This is a genomic window from Deltaproteobacteria bacterium (assembly GCA_016219225.1).
Taxonomy (GTDB): Bacteria; Desulfobacterota; RBG-13-43-22; order RBG-13-43-22; family RBG-13-43-22; genus RBG-13-43-22.
Genome location: JACRBX010000243.1, coordinates 1 through 19179, shown reverse-complemented (window position 1 = coordinate 19179; position 19179 = coordinate 1). Strand labels below are relative to the sequence as shown.

At 50.5% G+C, this 19179-nt stretch carries 18 protein-coding genes; 7 read left to right on the top strand and 11 right to left on the bottom strand.

What is annotated here, in order from left to right; all coding sequences use genetic code 11:
• Positions 1-6: 6 nt before the first annotated feature.
• Positions 7-1269 carry a nickel-dependent lactate racemase gene (gene larA, locus HY879_20290; protein MBI5605679.1) on the bottom strand — a complete coding sequence of 421 codons (1263 nt, stop codon included), beginning with the start codon at positions 1267-1269 and terminating at the stop codon, positions 7-9.
• Between the two features lie 336 nt (positions 1270-1605).
• Between larA and HY879_20285 the strand changes: the two genes are divergently transcribed.
• Positions 1606-3159 carry a sigma 54-interacting transcriptional regulator gene (locus tag HY879_20285; GenBank protein ID MBI5605678.1) on the top strand — a complete coding sequence of 518 codons (1554 nt, stop codon included), beginning with the start codon at positions 1606-1608 and terminating at the stop codon, positions 3157-3159.
• A gap of 76 nt (positions 3160-3235) precedes the next feature.
• Here HY879_20285 and HY879_20280 read toward each other — a convergent pair whose 3' ends face one another.
• The 4 genes from HY879_20280 to HY879_20265 form a co-directional block, all read right to left on the bottom strand.
• Positions 3236-3478 (bottom strand): DUF2007 domain-containing protein, encoded by a 243-nt coding sequence (locus HY879_20280; protein MBI5605677.1) that lies wholly within the window; start codon positions 3476-3478, stop codon positions 3236-3238.
• 53 nt (positions 3479-3531) lie between these two features.
• Complete coding sequence (locus tag HY879_20275; protein ID MBI5605676.1) at positions 3532-4005, bottom strand: NUDIX domain-containing protein; 474 nt, start codon at positions 4003-4005, stop codon at positions 3532-3534.
• A 36-nt stretch (positions 4006-4041) separates the two neighbouring features.
• Entirely contained in the window at positions 4042-4836 is a 795-nt protein-coding gene (locus tag HY879_20270; GenBank protein MBI5605675.1) for a GNAT family N-acetyltransferase, read from the bottom strand.
• 107 nt (positions 4837-4943) lie between these two features.
• Positions 4944-5300, bottom strand: coding sequence for a GGDEF domain-containing protein (locus HY879_20265; GenBank protein MBI5605674.1), 357 nt, complete (start codon positions 5298-5300; stop codon positions 4944-4946).
• 146 nt (positions 5301-5446) lie between these two features.
• Between HY879_20265 and HY879_20260 the strand changes: the two genes are divergently transcribed.
• The 5 genes from HY879_20260 (at position 5447) to HY879_20240 (ending at position 12490) form a co-directional block, all read left to right on the top strand.
• On the top strand, positions 5447-6721 hold the full coding sequence (locus HY879_20260; protein MBI5605673.1) for an EAL domain-containing protein: 1275 nt from the start codon (positions 5447-5449) through the stop codon (positions 6719-6721).
• A gap of 319 nt (positions 6722-7040) precedes the next feature.
• Positions 7041-8504, top strand: coding sequence for a DNA-3-methyladenine glycosylase 2 family protein (locus HY879_20255; protein MBI5605672.1), 1464 nt, complete (start codon positions 7041-7043; stop codon positions 8502-8504).
• On the top strand, positions 8488-9003 hold the full coding sequence (locus HY879_20250; protein ID MBI5605671.1) for a methylated-DNA--[protein]-cysteine S-methyltransferase: 516 nt from the start codon (positions 8488-8490) through the stop codon (positions 9001-9003). The genes HY879_20255 and HY879_20250 overlap by 17 nt, the downstream gene beginning before the upstream one ends.
• A 2-nt stretch (positions 9004-9005) precedes the next feature.
• Positions 9006-11132 (top strand): molybdopterin-dependent oxidoreductase, encoded by a 2127-nt coding sequence (locus HY879_20245; protein ID MBI5605670.1) that lies wholly within the window; start codon positions 9006-9008, stop codon positions 11130-11132.
• Positions 11133-11329: 197 nt separating this feature from the next.
• Positions 11330-12490, top strand: coding sequence for a sorbosone dehydrogenase family protein (locus HY879_20240; protein MBI5605669.1), 1161 nt, complete (start codon positions 11330-11332; stop codon positions 12488-12490).
• Between the two features lie 134 nt (positions 12491-12624).
• Here HY879_20240 and HY879_20235 read toward each other — a convergent pair whose 3' ends face one another.
• Positions 12625-12921 carry a DUF2283 domain-containing protein gene (locus tag HY879_20235; GenBank protein MBI5605668.1) on the bottom strand — a complete coding sequence of 99 codons (297 nt, stop codon included), beginning with the start codon at positions 12919-12921 and terminating at the stop codon, positions 12625-12627.
• Between the two features lie 439 nt (positions 12922-13360).
• Here HY879_20235 and HY879_20230 point away from each other — a divergent pair, with 439 nt between their 5' ends.
• Positions 13361-14122 (top strand): flavodoxin family protein, encoded by a 762-nt coding sequence (locus HY879_20230; protein MBI5605667.1) that lies wholly within the window; start codon positions 13361-13363, stop codon positions 14120-14122.
• A gap of 384 nt (positions 14123-14506) precedes the next feature.
• Here the strand turns inward: HY879_20230 and HY879_20225 are convergent, their stop codons facing one another.
• The 5 genes from HY879_20225 to HY879_20205 all read right to left on the bottom strand — a co-directional run.
• Positions 14507-14797, bottom strand: coding sequence for a type II toxin-antitoxin system RelE/ParE family toxin (locus HY879_20225; protein ID MBI5605666.1), 291 nt, complete (start codon positions 14795-14797; stop codon positions 14507-14509).
• Positions 14794-15075: a type II toxin-antitoxin system Phd/YefM family antitoxin gene (locus tag HY879_20220; protein MBI5605665.1), complete on the bottom strand. Its 282-nt coding sequence runs from the start codon at positions 15073-15075 to the stop codon at positions 14794-14796. The genes HY879_20225 and HY879_20220 overlap by 4 nt, the downstream gene beginning before the upstream one ends.
• Positions 15076-15552: 477 nt before the next feature.
• On the bottom strand, positions 15553-16785 hold the full coding sequence (locus tag HY879_20215; GenBank protein MBI5605664.1) for a mandelate racemase/muconate lactonizing enzyme family protein: 1233 nt from the start codon (positions 16783-16785) through the stop codon (positions 15553-15555).
• 258 nt (positions 16786-17043) lie between these two features.
• Positions 17044-17763 (bottom strand): prepilin-type N-terminal cleavage/methylation domain-containing protein, encoded by a 720-nt coding sequence (locus HY879_20210; GenBank protein ID MBI5605663.1) that lies wholly within the window; start codon positions 17761-17763, stop codon positions 17044-17046.
• A 142-nt stretch (positions 17764-17905) separates the two neighbouring features.
• Positions 17906-19179, bottom strand: a 1274-nt coding sequence (locus HY879_20205) for a putative DNA binding domain-containing protein (protein ID MBI5605662.1), incomplete at its 5' end; no start/stop codon positions are given.

Genomic DNA, 19179 nt, shown 5'->3' with positions numbered 1-19179 from the left:
TATAAACTATACGTCCTTGGTGTAAAGAAATGTTGTATTGGCATTGGGCACCACCGCCACTCGAGGTTGCCCGTGGACTTCGGTCGTCCAGTGATTGATGGTTTGTTGGGCATCACCGGCGACCAAATGGCATCTGGCCAAGGTGTCTGAGTCCAGATCGGAGTCCACCACCACCTCAAAATGGGTGATCGTACGTCCGAACAGGAAACTCTTATGGGCCCCCATTTTAAATCCCGTATCCTGAAAATGGCTTAAGGCTGCGCCTGCGTCCGGGAAGCGGCAAACATAGTCATAATAAACCTCGTCGCCGACTCCAAGCCCACACTGAGCCAAGAGCAGGATTTTTCCCCCCGGCTTGAGGGCCTGAGAAGCCAAGTTGAGCCCTTTTTGGGCTTGATACAGGCTGATATCCTTGGGGTACCCACCGCAAGAAGCCACCACTATGTCAAAAGGTTCTTCAATTGCAACCCCATATACCTGAGCACAGGATCGAGAGGCTTCTTCCAGTACTTCGTCCGGAGTGCCTGCCCAAAGTCCCACTGGATCTTTATTCGGGTCCATCAACAGGTTTACGGCCAAATCCACACCGATACATTGTCCCGATTCATTTATATCTTCTCTTACCGGATTGCCGGAAATGCGGCCCACAGTCGCCCCTTCCCGAAACATCAGTCCATGGTTGTGTTCGATCATCGCCGCCGAAGCGCAACCCACGGTAACACCCTTGGCACCTCCGGTAAATCCCACAAATTGATGAGGATCCACCTGCCCTAAAACAATCTTTAGGTCTGCTTTGCCAAATACTTCATTAATTTCCACCGGTGTACCCCTCTTGGTGCGGCCAAAACGCATCATTGGAGAATTCCTGGCATCATGAGCGATTACTTTACAACCCATGAAGGATTCTGGCGGTATCCATCTATGAATTTCTTCGATACTCATCGGGGGGTGCAATCCCCCTCCTATGATTACTGTTACATTCTGCGGGATTATTTTTAAACCCTTTGTAAGAAGTATGCCTAAAAGCAACGGCAACACTTGGTTAACAGGTAAAGAACGAGTCTGATCCGGCACGGCAATAGCTACCGAATTAGCTTTCCAACACTTAGCCAAAATCTCGGGGTTCATCGAATTATCTAACGTTTGTCTCAACGCCTTTTTCAGATCAGGTAATACCATCCGATGGGCTGGGTGGAGGATTGAAACCTTGGCCGAATCTGGCAATACAAGCTGCCTTTCCCCATGACCGTATTTAAGTCTCAGCTCCATGACCCCTTCCTTAATAGGAAAACTATTTGAAATTATTGTCAATTTTAAAAAGCAATTTGTATGCCAGAAAAATATATAAATAAAATATTAAATAAAACAATAAGTTAAAATATAAATGCCCATTGCGCATCATTTCACGAGTCCAATATTGGGCAAATTGCCCAATATTGGTTAAAGTTATCTAAATTTTAATAACATTGAATCAAATACTGATAATACTGCCATTGGATAGTTCCTTGTATTTGGCTTAATCGAGAGCTACCATTTTAACAAATTGATTTATTTCATTTTTTGTGATAGATAGGTTATGATGAATATTGGGCAGAAAGGATAAACATGATCAAGGACACTACCTCACGCTACCGCATGATGCTGGAAGTCAATAACGCCATCGTCAATCATACCGACCGGAAATCCCTATTTCAGGCATTGGATAGGGAGATAAGAAGGATTTTTGACTATGACCGCTTTAGTATCAATATTTACGATCCCGAAAAACAGACCTTAAGCTACTTCAGCACCGCCGTGGGCGTATCCCCCCAGGGACTGGAGGGAGAAAACAGGCCGCTGGAAAAGGGAGCCATTGCCCGGGAGGTTATACGCTCCCGACGTCCCTTGATCATCCCTGACCTCAAACAACGATCCTTTTGGCCCTCGGTGCAGTCCATGCTTCAGTCCGGGCTTAACTCCACAATGGCTTTTCCTCTGATCACCCGTGGTCAAGTGTTGGGGTCCATTCATTTTTCCTTCATCGAAAAACCAGAGGATATTCAAGAATTAAGCGCCTTTCTTTCCGAGCTCGCCGACTTAGTGGCTGTGGCAGTTGAAAATATGCTGGCCTACAACAACCTGCATAAGTTGAATAAGAGCCTTATGCAGCAAAAGCACTATCTGCAGGAAGAGACCCAAAGCTTCTTTAACCTTGATTCCTTTTTTTTCACCTCCACCGAGATGAAGGAGGTGATTCGCCTGGCAGACCTAATGGCCTCTTCGGACGCATCGGTTCTCATTACGGGTGAAACAGGTACCGGCAAGGATCTTGTGGCCCGCTATATACACCGTGAGAGCTCCAGACGAGAGGCCCTCTTCGTAAAGGTCAACTGCCCGGCCTTGTCGTCCAGCCTGTTCGAAAGCGAATTATTCGGCCACGCCAAAGGGGCTTTCACCGGTGCGGAGCGTCAGAGAACGGGGCGACTGGAAATGGCCCAAGGTGGAAGCCTGTTCCTGGATGAGATTGGGGAGTTACCACCCAACCTGCAGGCCAAGCTGTTGCATGTTTTACAGGACAAACGGTTTGAACGAGTAGGAGACAGCTACCCCATTGAGGTCAATTTCCGGGTCATTGCGGCCACCAACCGTGATCTTGAGGAGGCCGTGCGTAATAAGGATTTCCGCTCCGACCTTTATTACAGGCTCAACACCATCTCAATACGACTTCCACCGCTGCGCGAGCGCGGGGAGGATATTCCCCTGCTAATCCGCCGTCTCACTGAACTTGAAGCTACCCGCACCCACCGTGAACCTCCATTCTACGATGCAAAAACAATCAAAAGGCTCCAACATTACCACTGGCCGGGCAATGTGCGTGAGCTAAAAAATCTGGTCAAACGCATCTTGATCCTGCACCCAGGCCAGTCCATCAGTGAATCTGATATCCAAAAATATTTAGAAACAGATCAACCGGTAACCGGGGGCAGACCTTTGACCCTTGCCGAGGTAGAACGTCAACACATTGGAAAAGTTCTATCCCAAACCGGCGGAATATTAGGAGGCGACCGGGGTGCCGCTGCCCTGCTGGGGGTGCCAAGAAGCACTCTTCAGTATCGAATAAAAAAACATGGGATTAACGTGAAGAGTGTCAGATTACCGGTCAGTTTCCGGCAGGCGTGAGCAATCATGTAAAAGCGCGGGTAAGGCGGGGTGCTGTTTAAAAACTTCTGATAGCAAGACAAGATAAACGAGAAAATTATTCAAGAGCGTCCCACCCCATAGGATCCCCGAAAAGTTCTTGCGTAATGGTCCGGGCCTCCTCCAGTCTGGTTTCTTCCACCATGACCGTTCCCCAGCCCTTTTGAGTAACAAACAGGCCGTTATAGGCGGTGTCTTTATATTCCTTGACCAAAAAAGGGATCTCGGCCTTTCCAAGGGCATCGGTTAAAAGATCGGCCTGGAATCGATTGTCCAGGGTGATCAATTTTTTCCAGTTCATCGGATCTCTCCTCTCCCGGCTCGTTAAAAGAAATGGGACTTTGGTCCTTTTTTTCAGGCACCACCAGGACCTTTCAAGATACTTCCGAGTTCCTTGATAAAGCCCGCCTGGCCCTTATTCAGCTTTCGGAGGGCTTCAGCGACTCCAAACCACGCCGCCCGGTCTATTTCCGGAAAGTCCGCCCTTCTGCCGGAATGCGGCGGCCATTCGATGGTAAACAGGTTGCTTTTAATTAACGAAGGGTCGCCGTCCCCCTCGAAAGCCCAGGCGGCTATCCATTTTCCGCCCGGCTGTTTGAGCCTGGAGAGCGGTTTGAAGATCCCGCCCGCAGTCATTCCGGTTTCTTCAAAAAATTCCCGTTTAGCCGCCTCAAGGGGATCCTCATTTTCATCAAATTCGCCTTTCGGGATTGACCAGGCCCCCTCATCCTTCCCGGCCCAATAAGGGCCTCCTGGATGGACGAGAAAAACCTCGAGTCCTTGATCCCGAAGACGATACATCAGCAAGCCGGCACTTTGTCTGGCCATATTAATTCCGTTTCAAAATCAAAAAGTTTTCTCGTTTTATCCTTTCCGAAAATGCATATACCAGGGGTACCGGGTAAATTCCTTGAATCCGAGACGGAGATAGACCGGTTCCCCGAATTTACTGGCCTGGAGAATAACCCGGGAGGCCCCTCTTCTGAAGGCCTCATTGGTAACCAGGCTGGTACAGGCTTCGGCCAGTCCCTTTTTACGGGCGGATTCAATAGTTCCTACCCAGTAAATACCGGCGATGGTATGGGAGAAAATAAGCATGGCTGAAGAAACGGGCCTTTCATTCAGATAGGCGACAACGAGATGGTTGTAAGGTCTAAGCATCCTCTCCGGTGTTTCAAAAATTTTTCCCGCTGTTTCTCTTGGCATACCCAGACTCAAATAACTTTCGATGACGACCGAGGCAAAATCAATGGTCCCCGCCTTATCTTTTATGGGCCTGATGGTTATCCCGAAGGGGAGATCTTTGTTCCGGACCGGCTCCTGGATCGACATCCCGGGAGATTCGGATATTTTCATCATTTCAGCCGATTGGCAAAGGCGTTCCAGGTCGAAATCCAGATGGCGTCGTAGACGAAAGCTGTAGCCGATGCTTTTGTTGCCGAAATAGCCCCTGACCCGCTCCAACAGAGCATCGGCCGGCGGACCGGCCTGGTTACCCAGGGGCATGGCAGAATTGGTTACCGGCGTCTTGCCTCCTCCGGCGACCAGCAGGAGATCATTTTGTTCGATGATCTCACTATCGGCCCTCCAGCGGGCTACTTCCCTTATGGATTCGGCATAATTTAAATCAGCCAGATCGATTAGATCATGGTCGTTCATGGTTGCTCTCCTTACTTTCTTTTTCAGTTCATTGTAAGTTCAATCCCCTGACGGGCGCCGAGAGAGGGGGCGGCTGAAACGACAAGGTTGGGCTTGCTTTCTGACTATTACTGACGAACGGCCAGGCGGTTCCTCCCCACGGCCTTCGCCTCGTACAGGGCCTGGTCGGCCGACCGGATGCATTCGTCGATGGTTTGGTTCCGCTGGAAGGTGCAAATTCCCAGACTGACCGTAAGTCTTATCGGATTATCCGGATGTTCAATGATACTCCCCCGGACCGTTTCTATCAGCTTTTGGCCTACTGCTACGGCGGTCTTCGAGTCCGTCTCAGGGAGCAGGAGCAGAAACTCTTCGCCCCCCCATCGGGCACAACCGTCCTCTTTCCTTAAATTTTGTTTGAGCAGCCTGGCCATTTCAATCAGAGACCTGGGTGAAACTGAATAATCTATTATAGCAAGTGGCACATAAAAAACAAGAAATCCTGTCCAGACCCCGTTATAAAGTTATCAATTTTTAGATAATGGACTTAATATTTTTGCCAACTTGCCGATAATACAAAAAGGAAATCTGCGGGGGAAGAGTCGACTTAGACCGTTTTATAATTTTTCTTATGCAATACAGCAAGTTGGAAAGAAAGAACCAGGCAGATGACCTCTTACAAGTCTTAGGGGTCATTGGCCTGGCAGTCCATTTTCAACCGATTCTGAATCTTAAGAGCCGGGCCGTAATCGGATATGAAGGTCTGATCAGGGGGATTCGAGAGGGGGGAAAGGGCCTTGTCTCTCCAACTGCGTTGTTCGAAACCGCCAGAGTTGAAAACAGGATGGTCGAACTGGACAGGCTCTGCCGGGACGAAATCCTGGACTCCTATAAGACCATCCCTCAACCTGAGAATAATTACCTCATTTTCATCAACATCGAGAGCTCTCTCCTTGATAAGGTCGTCACTCAAAACGGCTATTTCCTGAATCAGGTGGCCCAACGGGATATAAATCCTTCCAATGTGGTCATCGAAATCATCGAGTCCGAAGTAACCAATCTGAATAACCTGATTAGATTTGTTGAATACTATCGCTATCATGGTTTCCTGACGGCCCTGGATGACGTCGGTGCGGGGTATTCCAATTTCGACCGGATCGCTGCCATCAAGCCGGATATCATCAAGATAGACCGGTCTATCGTAAAAAACCTGGAAAAAGATTATCATAAGCAGGAAGTATTCAGGTCCCTGGGAAATCTGGCCAGAAAAACCGGGACCCTGGTGCTGGCAGAAGGTATCGAGACGGAAGAGGAGGCCATGTGCGCCATCGAGTTGGATGCCGACCTGGTGCAGGGATATTATTTTGCCAGGCCCGAGCCGTTCCGGGAAGAAATCAACAAAATACCACAAAGGATGGTTTCCCGGACACAGGATCGCTATCGAAGGCATAAAGTAAAGGAAATCAAAGCGCTGAGAGGGCGGTACCATTTATATGAAGAATTAATCCGGCACCTCCTGGAACGGATCAAGGACCGGGAACCCGACCACTACAATACCGTTCTTGAAGAGATGATCGATTGCACCCATTATTTTGAGGCCTTATACATTTTAGATTATCAGGGAATACAACTTACCGAAACGGTATTGAGCAAGAATACCAAGGTCAAACCGAATAGAATCTTCCGCTGCGCCCGAAAAGGAGACGACCTGTCCCTGAAAAAATATTTTTATCTTTTGGTCGACGTTGAATTGGACAAGTACATCACTGAAAGTTATATCTCTTTGGCCACCGGAAACCTGTGCCGAACCATAACCACCTTATTCAAAGGAAAGGACAACAAGACCTACGTGCTTTGTATGGACATCTCGGAAAATAACGGTAAGTTTATTTATCTTTATGGCTGAGATCTGTAATTTTATCCCCGCTCTCCCGAATCCCACCTTCAGCCCCCCGTCCCCCCCGTTTTCTGAATTTCTAAAAGAAAGGTTCCTGGCCCCGATTATACATTTATTGACCATTGATCCTTTTCACACCGCATGGTATCGTTTCGTCAAGGGGTTTAGTACGAAAATACGGTCGAAGGTCCAAGGTCTAGAGAATCTCATTTTCATGTTTCGTGGCGCCCCCTTGGGCCTGAGGGTTTAGAATGAAGATAGGAAAGAAATCGGCGACCATGTCCGAAAACGGCCAGCGAGATTGGCATTTAAAAGCTATCCTGTCACTATGAGCGCTTCACATGATCAATTTTATGCAGCCATGCTGGCCCGGGATTACCGGTTTGACGGCAAGTTCTTTATAGGGGTTAAATCCACCGGCATCTATTGTCGTCCTATTTGTCCAGCAAAACCCAAAATAGAAAATGTCGAATTTTTCGCCTCTTGCCATGAGGCCGAGAAGGCCGGTTATCGGCCCTGTCTCCGGTGCCGTCCGGAGGCCGCCCCTTTATCGCCCGCCTGGTACGGGAGATCGGCTATCGTACAAAGATCGCTCAGGGCCGTCATTGACCTCGGCTTGAAGGAATTGTCGGAAGAGCAATTTGCCGAAAAATTCGGGGTCACGGCCAGACATCTGCGGAGACTGTTTGTTCAGGAAATCGGGAAAACGCCGAAACAGTTTTATCAGGAACAACGATTGAATTTGGCCCGTAACATGATTGTGGAAACCCGCCTGCCGATAACCGAAATCGCTTTCGAGGCCGGTTTTCGTTCTCTTAGAAGATTTAACGAGGCCTTCAGAAACCGGTTTTACAAAGCCCCTTCAGATCTCCGTAAAACCGGAACGCCAGGCTTAAAAGAGTCTTCATTGACGAGCTTAAAATTACGTTACCGTCCTCCCTTTAATTGGAGATCGATTCTTACCTATCTGAAACGGCATCAAATTGACCATATCGAAGAGATCGGCCCCGATACCTATATCCGGTATTTCCCCACCCAAAAAGGCATGGGCCGTGTACTCGTGGAAAATAACCCCCAAAAATCATGCTTGGTCGCTCATTTTGATTTATTCGACTGCGGACAGCTTTATGGACTCATTCAAAACACACGCCGGCTTTTCGATTTGGATGCGGACCCGTTATTAATTTCAACCCAATTCGAAAAATCCGACATTTTAAGAAATTTGAATCAACGATCACCGGGCGGTCGGGCCCCCGGGTGTTGGAATGGTTTCGAATCGGCAACGGGGATCATTCTCGGGCAACTCGTCTCCAGCGAACAGGCCTGTGGTCTGGTCCGTCAGCTCGTTCTCCAATATGGCGAAGCCTGGAAGTGGCGTGATAAAACGGTGTTCATATTCCCGGCGGCCGAGAAGCTGGCCGAAGCGGCCTTCGATCGGATTCCCACCACAAAAAAGAGAAAGGAGACCCTCCGGATCTTCAGTCAAGAAGTGGTTGCCGGAAAAATCTCTCTGAATCCCCACCAGGATATCCGGAAATTAAAAGAGCAACTACTGGCCATTCCCGGTATAGGTCCCTGGACCGTGGAAACTATCGGCATGAGGTGTTTGAGTGATCCCGACAGTTGCCCGAGAACGGATCTTATTTTGAAAAGGGTGCAACAATCGGAGCCGAATCTCGATCTCCAGCGGATTCGGCCCTGGCGGGCTTATGCCGCCCATTTACTCTGGGAGGCCTATGCCGGACAACTTTCCAAGAAAAAAAGAGGACATCAAAATGGCACTCTATTTTAAAAGCCTATCGTCATTGATCGGAGAAATCCGGGTCTATGCCAATGACCGGGCCGTGGTCGGTCTGCTGATGGCCGATGAAGTCCATAAGGGTCGCGATCGAAAATTTAATCCCATCGACGGAGAAGAGAACGAGGTGCTCATGAAGGCGGAAGTGGAATTAAAGGCCTTCTTCTCAGGCACCCTGAAGCAGTTTACCGTCCCTGTTGAGGTCTCGGGAACGGATTTTCAAAGAGAGGTCTGGAAGGCCCTTCAGAGCATTGACTACGGGCAGCTTTGGACCTATGCCGACGTGGCCCGGACCATCTCGCGTCCTGCGGCCGTCCGGGCCGTCGGCCGGGCCATTGGAAGCAATCCGGTTCCCATCATCATTCCCTGTCATCGGGTGGTAGGATCGGATACTTCTCTGACCGGTTTCGGAGGAGGCCTGGCCGCCAAACAGGCTCTTCTCGAGATCGAGGGTCATAGGATCAGGAATTTAAAGATCGGAAAGGAGCGCTGACCATGGAAAATAAGGATCGCACCTATACTTCCACTTGCGGCCTTGACTGCGGCTCCCGCTGTCTGCTCAAGGTCTTTGTCGAAAATGGGGTGGTTCGGAAGATTACCACAGATGACCAGCCCGGTCCCGGCCTGAAGGCCTGCGCCCGCGGACTGGCCCAGCGGGACGTCCTGTACGCCGAAGATCGCCTCCGGGTCCCCCTGAAAAGGACGGGGGCCAGGGGAAGTGGTGAGTTCAAGCCCATATCCTGGGAAGAAGCCCTGGATCATATCGCGGGAGAACTGCAAAGGGTGAAGGGGCGATACGGCCCTCAGTCTGTCTTTTTGCTGGGCTATTCCGGCTCCATGAGTGCCTTGCACAATACCGGCCGTACCGGATACCGTTTCTTTTCCCTCTTCGACGGCTGCACCACCACCTGGGGCAGCACTTCAATGGAAGGCGCCTTGTTTTCTTCCCGGATGACCTTCGGCACCCCCTTTACCCAGAATTCCCGGGATAACCTTCTCCACTCTAAATTAATCATCCTCTGGGGATGGAACCCCCTGGAGACGCGCTTCGGCCCGGATACGGTCCATTATCTCGACCGGGCCAAAAAAAATGGCACGCCCGTTATTTGTATCGACCCCCGCCTCAATCCCACAGGCCGGCGCCTGGAAGCCCAATGGATTCCCATCCGGCCGGCTACGGATACGTCCCTGCTCCTGGCCATGGCCTATGTCCTGATCGCTGAAAACCTCTATGACCGGCGGTTTATCGAGACCCACACCTATGGTTTTGAGGCATTCAAGGACTATGTGACGGGTCGGGAGGACGGCCTCCCCAAAACACCGGGCTGGGCCGAGCCCCTGACCGGTGTGCCCTCGGCCACCATTGTCCAATTGGCCCGGGACTACGCCCTGCATAAACCGGCCGCCCTGTGTACCGGCTGGTCGGCCGGGCGAACCGCTTACGGGGAGCAGTTTCATCGGGCCGCCTCCGTTATAGCCGCCTTGACCGGCAACATCGGAATCATTGGGGGACACGTGGCCGGCGGGACCGACACCCAGCCCATGGGATACCTGCCCGGTCTGCCCATCCCTAAAAGCCCTTCCCCGGTCGTGCATGTCTCTGATCTCTACGACCTTCTTCTCCAGGGCCGGGCCGGCGGATTTCCGAGCGACATCAAGGTCCTTTATATTTTGGGCTCCAATGTATTGAATCAGTGGCTCAATATCAATAAAGGCCTTAAGGCCCTGGAAAGGCCGGAACTGATCGTCGTTCATGAACTCTTTATGACGCCCACGGCGCGCTTTGCCGACCTGGTGCTCCCGGTGGCTCATTTTCTGGAAAGGCAGGATATCGGCCAACCCTGGGGCGGCGGGCCATACAACATTGTCATGGAAAGGGCCGTGGAACCCCGGCCGCCGGTGAAGTCCGATCTGGCGATCTTCACCGAATTGGCCTCGCGTCTGGGGATCAGCGAATACAACCAAAAGACGGAGGAACAGTGGCTTCAGGAATTCGTTTCCTCCACCCCGGGTCTCCCGGATTATCCGCAGCTTAAAGAAAAAAAAGTCCATTACCAGGCTGTTCAAAGACCCTGGGTGGCCTTTCAGAAAGAGATTCAAGATCCAGCCAATCATCCCTTCCGGACCCCGTCCGGAAAGATCGAGATTTACAGCCAAAAAATTGCCCGGATGGAGAATTCTTTAATCCCTCCGGTCCCGAAATATATAGAGCCCTGGGAAGGGCCGCAGGATCCGTCGGCCAAAGAATATCCTTTTCAACTGATCAGCCCTCATTCCAAGGGAAGGATCAATTCCTCGCTGGACAACATCCCCCGCCTCAAGGCCCTGGCCGATGACGACCTGTGGCTCAATCCGTCGGATGCGGCGGACCTGGGAATCCGGCCGGGAGAAGAAGTCCGCCTTTCCAATGAGCGGGGAGAGATGGTCCGGAAAGTCAAGGTAACCGACCGGGTCATGCCCGGCGTGGTCAGTCTGGAAGCCGGCTCCTGGTACAACCCTGATGAGCAGGGGGTGGATCAAGGCGGCAGCGTAAACATCCTGACAAAGGATAATAAATCGCCGGCCGGGGCCTTTCCCTGCAACAGTTGCCTCGTCCGGATAAGCCGGCAGAATAAAGGATAATCAGAGATGGGAAAGAAATTCGCACAGGCGAAACCGCCTCCTATTTTAAGATCCCGTTGCGGGAGGAGACCTAATCTTGCCTAACTTAAGTTTTTGGATCTGATTCAAAACTGATGGAGATTCTTAAATAATTCGGAGTGGAAATGAATTTGGAAAAAGCGGGCTATATTCTGAAGGCAGGAAAAGAAGTTAAGCCGATGAGTAATCACCCGGAATACGGCCGAGGATTTTGGAAGAAAATAGCCTTATTTGTTTTTTGTTTCTGCCCGGTCACGGCCGGGCTCTTTTTTGGGTGCGCCTGTCCGGCCCGGGCCGATATCAGGCTGGAGTCCATCAAACTTCCTACGGGCTTTTCGATTGAGCTTTATGCCGGGAATGTCGAAGGGGCCCGTTCCCTGGCCTTGGGACCCAATGGGATCGTCTTCGTGGGCAGCCGCTCGCCGGGCAAGGTGTATGCCCTGGTGGACCGGAACGCCGATCAGCGGGTCGATGAAGTGATTACCCTGGCCTCGGGCCTCGATTCACCCAACGGAGTGGCCTTTCACCAGGGGGCCCTTTACGTGGCCGAGGTCTCCAGGATACTCCGGTTTGATGATATCGCCAATCGTCTCCATAATCCCCCAAGGCCGGTTGTGGTCAATGCCACCTTTCCAAAAGACCAACACCACGGCTGGAAATTCATGGCCTTCGGTCCGGACGACCGCCTGTATGTCCCGGTCGGGGCCCCCTGTAACATCTGCGAGCGCGATGATCCCCGATATGCGTCGATCATGCGCCTGAACCCCGATGGGAGCGGCCTGGAAATCTTCGCCCATGGGGTCCGCAATACCGTGGGATTCGACTGGCACCCGGAAAGCAAAGAGCTTTGGTTTACCGACAACGGCCGCGACTGGCTGGGTAATAACCGGCCGGCCGACGAATTAAACAAGGCCCCCCAAAAGGGACTGCATTTCGGATTTCCCTATTGCCATGCCGGTGACCTCCCTGATCCCGGATTCGGGCAAAAACGGTCATGCAAGGAGTTCGTCCCCCCCGAACAGAAGTTGGGGCCCCATGTGGCCTCCCTGGGCATGCGCTTCTATACCGGGACCATGTTTCCCCCGGAATACCGCAATCAGATATTCATCGCCGAACACGGCTCCTGGAACCGGGTGGTGCCCATCGGTTACCGGATCAGCCTGGTGAGGATGAAAGACGGGAAGGCATCAGGTTACGAGACCTTTGCCCAGGGATGGCTGAGAGGGCTTCTGGCTTGGGGAAGGCCGGTGGATGTTTTGGTCATGCCCGACGGCGCCCTCCTCGTATCCGACGACAAGGCCGGCGCTGTTTACCGGATCAGCTATCATAAACCTCGTTAGATTCGTGCTCCTGGCAGATTCCTACCCGCTTTTCCTTTTCTCTGGCTATCTGTCAGCTTCCCCGAAACCCAATTTTATCAACTTTTGGGATAATTTTTGTTTAAGAATATCTTTAATTTTCACTTCCAGCGTTTTCAGTTGCCCGGCATCGGTGAAAGGTGGCCAAAGGGGGGTTTCAAGGCTTTTCTTTTAGCATTTTTTTTATCTCTTTTGGAGGCCTCCAAAATAGTTAACCCTACAACCTGGCCCCCACGATAACGAACTAAGATCCCATTTTCCAACATCTCGGAATCCGTGGCCTTCTGTGGTCTCTTAAAGCTGATATAAAGGACATCGGCTTCCTGATCATAGTCGATCCACATTCTATTGGCTGGCATTTTCAAAAGATAGGGAGTAGCCTTGAAAACATCGCTTATTACTTCTTTACTCATTATTTCTTTGTCCATAAGAATAAATACAAGTTATCCGTAATGTACTCAGGGGAAATTGGTAAGACATTAGAATCAGTTTATATAGTCGGATTATAACAACTCATTGAAGACAAATCAATTTTTTCTACAGGGTACTGGGGACATGGTTCAGCCCCTAATAATCCCCGAGGATGGCACCGGCCAATATTAAAGGAGACTTTTGTTTTGAAATGAATTTAAGTAGTTACTCCGGAAATTTCTTTTTCTTAGGTTGCTTATCATGAAATTTCCTGATATTCTTAAAAAAATACGATAATCCTATGTCCGAAACGAAGAACCACAGACGATAGGAACCTGTGGAATTTGTCCAGGGCAGCTGCAAAAGGGAAGAAGGATTAGGAAGTATCGATCACGGGAAGCATAAGACAGAAACCAATGCCATTCTTTAGAAGGAGGGAATATGAAAATTCTGGCTATCAACGGCACTTATCGTTCTGAAGGAACGACCACCGGCCTGGTGCGCTCCTTCCTCGAAGGCGTCCGGTCCGGCGGCGAGGAAGCGGATATGATTATGCTCCGCGATCGAACCATAGGGTACTGCACCAACTGCCTTAAATGTTATAGTTTTACCGGCGAAGGGGTTGCTCCCTGTAGTCAGAAAGACGATATGAATGAGATTATCGACCGCATCGTTGAAGCGGACGGCGTCCTTTTTGCCTCTCCGGTTCATAATGGGTTTGTGACCGGCCTGATGACGGTTTTCTGGGAGCGTTTATCCTGGCGGGTGGCGCGGCCTGCAAGTCCTCTCTTCGGGTGCATGAGCATCAAAACACGCATCAACAACAAAATCCGGGCACTGGGCGCCATATCAAGCGCCGGCGGCATGCCCGAACGTTTAAGGAAGTTCTGCGATGACGGGACGCCTTGGCTTAAGAGCAATGCCCCTTTGATGCTTCACGGACAGTGGACCGGGGACATTTATGCCGGCGCCGATCTCGAACGCCTGCCGCAAACCGAGCAGGACTGGCAACGGCTTTACTTTCTGCGGCGGTTAAGCACCAGGCAGCATCAGCAGGCCCGGGAATTGGGCGTGAAAATGGTCCAAGTCCTTCATTCCGGTCGCCTGGTTCCCTTCACAATAGAAAATTTTCTCCACCCGGCAGTCCGATGGGCTATGAATCTCTTTTTCACCATCCGTCCCCCCTATCGGGTCGCAAGGTAATATGGTCTTTCTCCTTTTTTATTTTCCCTGCCAATCTCTTTCTGGTTTGACTCACCGTACTATAATCCACTTTAAATATTTTGCCAATCTCGATTAAGGAATCAGGGTCCGACCCGGTTTCAGCAGACGTTTCAGACGCAGTACCCGGTTTCAGACGGTTTCACAGAGGCCTTTTAATAGGTGACCCCAATTCCCGATCTGTCAATAAAAATCGACTCCCCACAATCCGGTAGAGGGATTTCCTGGTGGGCCGGAAGGTTGTTTCAGGGGAACAGCGACATGGTAAAGTTCGATGGCTTTAATTTCCTTTATTCATTTCTTCGTGAATTGAATCCACTGACGTGGTCCGCCCCCCCATTGCAGATAGGATGAAGTGGTTGGGGCTCAAAATGTGGGTTTTTTGGGGAGCTGTGCACCATGCCACACCGCAACGATCCATATCACTTCGGTTTTGATTTTATAAAAAAAACGGTGGGGGGATATAATCACCTCCCGGTAAGGAAGTTCTGGAAATTCCGGTATGATTCTTCCAGATTCAGGAAAATCCTCAAGCCTTCGCAAGATTCTTTCGGCTCGATCTCGAAAACTAACTGCCGCTGTAGGCTTATCCCGTTGAATGTATGAGAGGGCAGAAAAAAATTGGGTTCGGGCAGAAGGGGTAAAACGGACCTTCACGATGGCGCCTTGGCTAAAAGTGAATCGGCTTCAGCAAGAACAGTATCCAGATCATATCCCTCGCCTATTTCAATCTCCCTATCCCCCTTGGCTAAAAGGTGCAGGAGCTCTTTAGCATGTTCAGATCTCTCGTACGCCTCGACACCGATCATGACGGCAGCGGCTCGCCCTCTTTGCGTAATGATAATTGGTTCCTTGTTATCGCGTAATTGTTTCAGGACCTTGGCCGCGTCCTGTCTCAAATCACTAACTGGAAGGATATTCATAAGCTTTCCCATAGCGTACCCCCTATTGTACTTTTACATGTACCACCAAATGAGGTATAAAGCAAGCGGTTACTTAACCAGGGTATGCCATTTCCGAATTGAAACGAAATATCTATTGGCTCTCGGCATTGGGTACGCTTTCATGCCCGAACTCAGCTTCTTTCATACTGTGCTTTATCCTTTTCCTATTTCTCGTTGATTTCGTTTTCTTTAATTAGAGGTTTTAGATCGAAACATTGTTTGCCTGCACCATGTGACCATTTCCGGGATGAATTGTATTCCTGCGACTCCCATGAGGAATCGACTGAAAACACGGCACAAAGACGATAGGTCTTAGTGCTTTTAATCTCATTAGTTATGCTTGACGATAAAGATGAGTTTGGATAAAATAATCTGAACTTGCACAATAAATTGTGCATCAGTGGCATCTAATTTCAAAGTTGATCCCGTTGTGGAATCGGACCAGGCCAACAACGTCCCAATCTACGGTTAAACGGTCGGGGCCTCCTTTCTTTTTTTGAGTTTAAGGGCCTCTTTTAATCCTTTTTCCCGGATGACTTTCAACTTCAGCCCGAACTCGGTAAGCTTGAAAAACCGTTTTCCGTACTTCTTTAGCAGACTGTTGTTTATTTCAAAACCAAGTCCCGGCCTTTTGAAGGGCTGGAGAAGGCCGTTTTCGTCCGGCAGAATGGGGGCAATGATTCCCTCACGGAATTCCGGCACCCAGGACGGTTCTTCCAAGGGATATTCAATCGGCAGGCTGTTGCCATTATCACTCAGGACCATATTCCAGTTGATATAAAATCCTATGCCATTGGTCCAGGTATGGGGAGAATAAAGCCGGTTGTTTTTATGACAGGCATCGATAACCTGCTTGACCTGGGCCATACCACCGGCAAAACAGGCATCGGGCTGATAAATATCAAAACAATCCTTTTCGAACATGATTTTAATTTCATCCCAGCCGTAGTTTAACTCCGCCCCGGATATCTTGACTCTGGATTCTTTTTTTAAGGCGGCATTACCGTCGTAATCCCGGGAATCCAGGGGCTCTTCGAGCCATTCGATCTGATTATCGTAGCAGGCGGCGGCAAAATCCCTGGCCCGTTGCAGGTCCCAGGCCGGAATCCGGTCTATGATCGACACCAGCCAGCCCTGGTTGACATCGACTCCAAGGGTCAGTGCGCTGCCCACTCCTTTCCGTATTCGACTGATCAGTTTAATATCTTCTTCGAGGCTATGATTCTTTACCCGCAGCTTGGCCGTTTTAAAGCCCCGTTCTTTTAGGGCCAGGAGTTCATCAACCCGTTTCTCCGGGGAATGCATTTCGCCGGTTGAACAATAGGCCTGAATCGGTCTGGCCTTACCGCCAAAGAGTTCATACACGGGCTTCCCTTCTTTTTTGCCGATGATGTCCCAGCAGGCCGGTTCAATCCAGAAATTCCGCCACCCCAGAAATCCGGCCTGTTTGAGCAGGCTCTGTATCCGGTCAATATCCGTGGGATCGGCGCCGAGAAGATATCCGCCCAGCAGATCGCCGAGCCCGCTTCTCTCTTTTCCCATGGCGATCCCCGCGGAATAGCCCTCGATGCCCTCATCGGTGATTATTTTTATCAGGGTGAAGCGGTTGTGTGTCTGCGGGTAGCCGGGTATCCAGGTGGGCCAGAAGGTGTGTTTCAGAGGAACCGAGACATGATAAAGTTCGATGGCTTTAATTTTCATGCAGACCTCCGTTCGGAATGAGGTTATATTGGAATAGGCCGGAACTGCGCCGGAACGAAATATTTGATTGCTCTCGGCATCAGTGTTCTGCTTAGAAACTTCTTTTTAGGGGCAAAAGGTGCTTAAGTCCCTTTTACCCCCTTCATTTATTCTTTTTTCGAAAATTCAATCTCCTGGCGTGGTTCCTCCCCCATAAGTAACTTTTTTGTTCGCAACTTATTGAATGCAACCAATTTTATGCTCTGCTTGATAATTGTTCTATCGTTTCGGTTTCGCCCTGGTATCTTTATTTTTCCCCTTCCACAAGTAAACCAAAAGCGGAATAATGATCGCAGTAAGGGCAACCGACAAATAAGCCCAATATCTTTCTATAAATGCCCATGTACCCGGGAGCGAGGTTACTTGAACGGAGATTTCCCGCTGAAAGGTCCTCACGGATTTCATTGTATCTTTGCCGTTTACGGAAAGCAAAGCATTCAATGAAAGGTAGAGCCTCTGCCTGCCGAGGTCTTTCGCTCTCAGGTGCCATTGCCACCTTGTTGTCTGCGTCGTCGATACAAGTTGTGTCTCTGGTGTAGTGGGAATGATCTCGAAACCATTCCCGGTTAAGCGCGCCTCCATCCGGTCGGCAACTTGAATTCGCTGGCCTTCGGCCTTCCCGGCATTCTCAAGAAGCCAAATCAGCTCGTCGATGGTTTTGTTCCCATCGAGCGCAACCTCGACTTCGGAGGTGGAGCCGATCTCCATACGGTTTGGAGCGGTGTAAGCCATCTGCTGCCATTCCAGCTTGGCGAGTTCCTTGTCCACTGCGGCCAAAATCGAGACCTTTTTGGGGGCTGTGGGTTTATACTTAAGGCTGGTAAAATTAGGAACCGCAATTGCCGACAGGATAGCAAGTATCGCCAAGATAATGAGCATCTCGATGAAAGTGAAACCCTTGGATTCAACCCCCAAATTTTTAAATAGTTTGCCCGGCATGAGATTCCCTCCCTGACATCATTCCATGACTGAAAATAGTTGGCGAGCGAACTCCAAAAATAAATTTCCCCCGCCGTTTTCTAATTTCTCCTTTTTTATCAATTCCCCCAGGATGGTCAGACCTTGTTTGTTTCACTCTTCGTTAAATTCCTACCAGGGTATGACACATTTGTATCCCTTTTTCAGTCAATCGGTACTTTTGTATCCGGCTTGTAGGTTTTTGAGGGATCGTCATCTCGATCAAACCGGCATCAAGTGCGGGCTGCAGGTATTCTTTAACAAAATGCATGCGATCCTTAAGGTCTGAGGCTGCCATGATCTCACCTCGGCTCATTTCACCCTGTATGGCACTAATGAGCTTGCTGACTTGCGGGGTAACTTGCGGGGTAACTTGCGGGGTGACTTGCGGGGTCGATCGAGGGAAAGCCACCGTTACCCAGTTCTCCGAGACATCAAATTTCGGCCTGACCACGCCATACTCCCGGCACAAGTCGCGGATGCGCCGAATTCCGCTGCCGATCTGTTCTACCAGATCCATGCGGTAGAACAGGCCAAACAACAGCGGGTTGCGCGGTACACTTTTATGCCCGAACTCTTCTTCCTTCATACCGGCGGGTAACCCGCCCGGGGTGATGATTTCCAGCCGATCATGATAGATATGCACCTGCACGTTGGCGGTGGAACGGTAATCCCGGTTGGCCATGGCATTGACCAGCGCCTCACGCAATGCCTCTTCCGGCAACTCCAGTCGCTCTTCCCGCCCCCGTGCGTGGGGTATCAGCGCGGTATTCAGTTTGGACTGCATATAGGCCATGCAGTCCTCATAGATGGAATAGAGATCGCCGGTGAAATCCCGGCGGTCGAGAATGTGGACATTGGTCGTTCCCCGGAAGAGGGCACAGGTCACTCCGGCGCGCAAGGTATAGCGGGTGATGTCGTCACATAGGAGCCAGGCACCGGCATGGGTCATCTTGCCGTCTTTCACCAGATGCAGGTTGCGCAGGGCGGTTTTCATATCCAGATTTCCGGGAATCCCTGCCCGTGAGGCAAAGCGGACCCAGATCTCCGAGGTCAGGTCCTTATCCAACTCATAGCTCGGGCATGGGGTTTCGTCGAAATGGATCAGCCCTTCCTTGAAAAAAAATTCGCGAATCTCATCGCGAGACATCTGCTGCGATGTGGCCCCTTCGCGAAGAAAGAACTTACCCCCGAACGAATAGGGCTTGCTGTTCTGCTCCGGCACCGTAACGCACAAAATCTTGCCCACGCTCTTGACTTCCACCGCAATGGGCGGCTCGGCCGAACGAGCGATGGCCTGCACCTCCGATTTCAGCCGGTTGTGGTCATTCACCCCAACGAGCTTCCCCGCGTCGGTCACGCCGATCAGAATCACCCCGCCCGTGGCATTGGCAAAGG

Excerpts from the sequence above, each read along its gene's own strand:
- larA (MBI5605679.1), bottom strand. The coding sequence starts at position 1,269 with ATGGAGCTGAGACTTAAATACGGTCATGGGGAAAGGCAGCTTGTATTG.
- HY879_20220 (MBI5605665.1), bottom strand. The coding sequence starts at position 15,075 with ATGGGAAAGCTTATGAATATCCTTCCAGTTAGTGATTTGAGACAGGAC.
- HY879_20235 (MBI5605668.1), bottom strand. The coding sequence starts at position 12,921 with ATGAGTAAAGAAGTAATAAGCGATGTTTTCAAGGCTACTCCCTATCTT.
- HY879_20250 (MBI5605671.1), top strand. The coding sequence starts at position 8,488 with ATGGCACTCTATTTTAAAAGCCTATCGTCATTGATCGGAGAAATCCGG.
- HY879_20245 (MBI5605670.1), top strand. The coding sequence starts at position 9,006 with ATGGAAAATAAGGATCGCACCTATACTTCCACTTGCGGCCTTGACTGC.
- HY879_20210 (MBI5605663.1), bottom strand. The coding sequence starts at position 17,763 with ATGCCGGGCAAACTATTTAAAAATTTGGGGGTTGAATCCAAGGGTTTC.
- HY879_20285 (MBI5605678.1), top strand. The coding sequence starts at position 1,606 with ATGATCAAGGACACTACCTCACGCTACCGCATGATGCTGGAAGTCAAT.
- HY879_20270 (MBI5605675.1), bottom strand. The coding sequence starts at position 4,836 with ATGAACGACCATGATCTAATCGATCTGGCTGATTTAAATTATGCCGAA.
- HY879_20230 (MBI5605667.1), top strand. The coding sequence starts at position 13,361 with ATGAAAATTCTGGCTATCAACGGCACTTATCGTTCTGAAGGAACGACC.
- HY879_20215 (MBI5605664.1), bottom strand. The coding sequence starts at position 16,785 with ATGAAAATTAAAGCCATCGAACTTTATCATGTCTCGGTTCCTCTGAAA.
- HY879_20240 (MBI5605669.1), top strand. The coding sequence starts at position 11,330 with ATGAGTAATCACCCGGAATACGGCCGAGGATTTTGGAAGAAAATAGCC.
- HY879_20275 (MBI5605676.1), bottom strand. The coding sequence starts at position 4,005 with ATGGCCAGACAAAGTGCCGGCTTGCTGATGTATCGTCTTCGGGATCAA.
- HY879_20280 (MBI5605677.1), bottom strand. The coding sequence starts at position 3,478 with ATGAACTGGAAAAAATTGATCACCCTGGACAATCGATTCCAGGCCGAT.
- HY879_20255 (MBI5605672.1), top strand. The coding sequence starts at position 7,041 with ATGAGCGCTTCACATGATCAATTTTATGCAGCCATGCTGGCCCGGGAT.
- HY879_20260 (MBI5605673.1), top strand. The coding sequence starts at position 5,447 with ATGCAATACAGCAAGTTGGAAAGAAAGAACCAGGCAGATGACCTCTTA.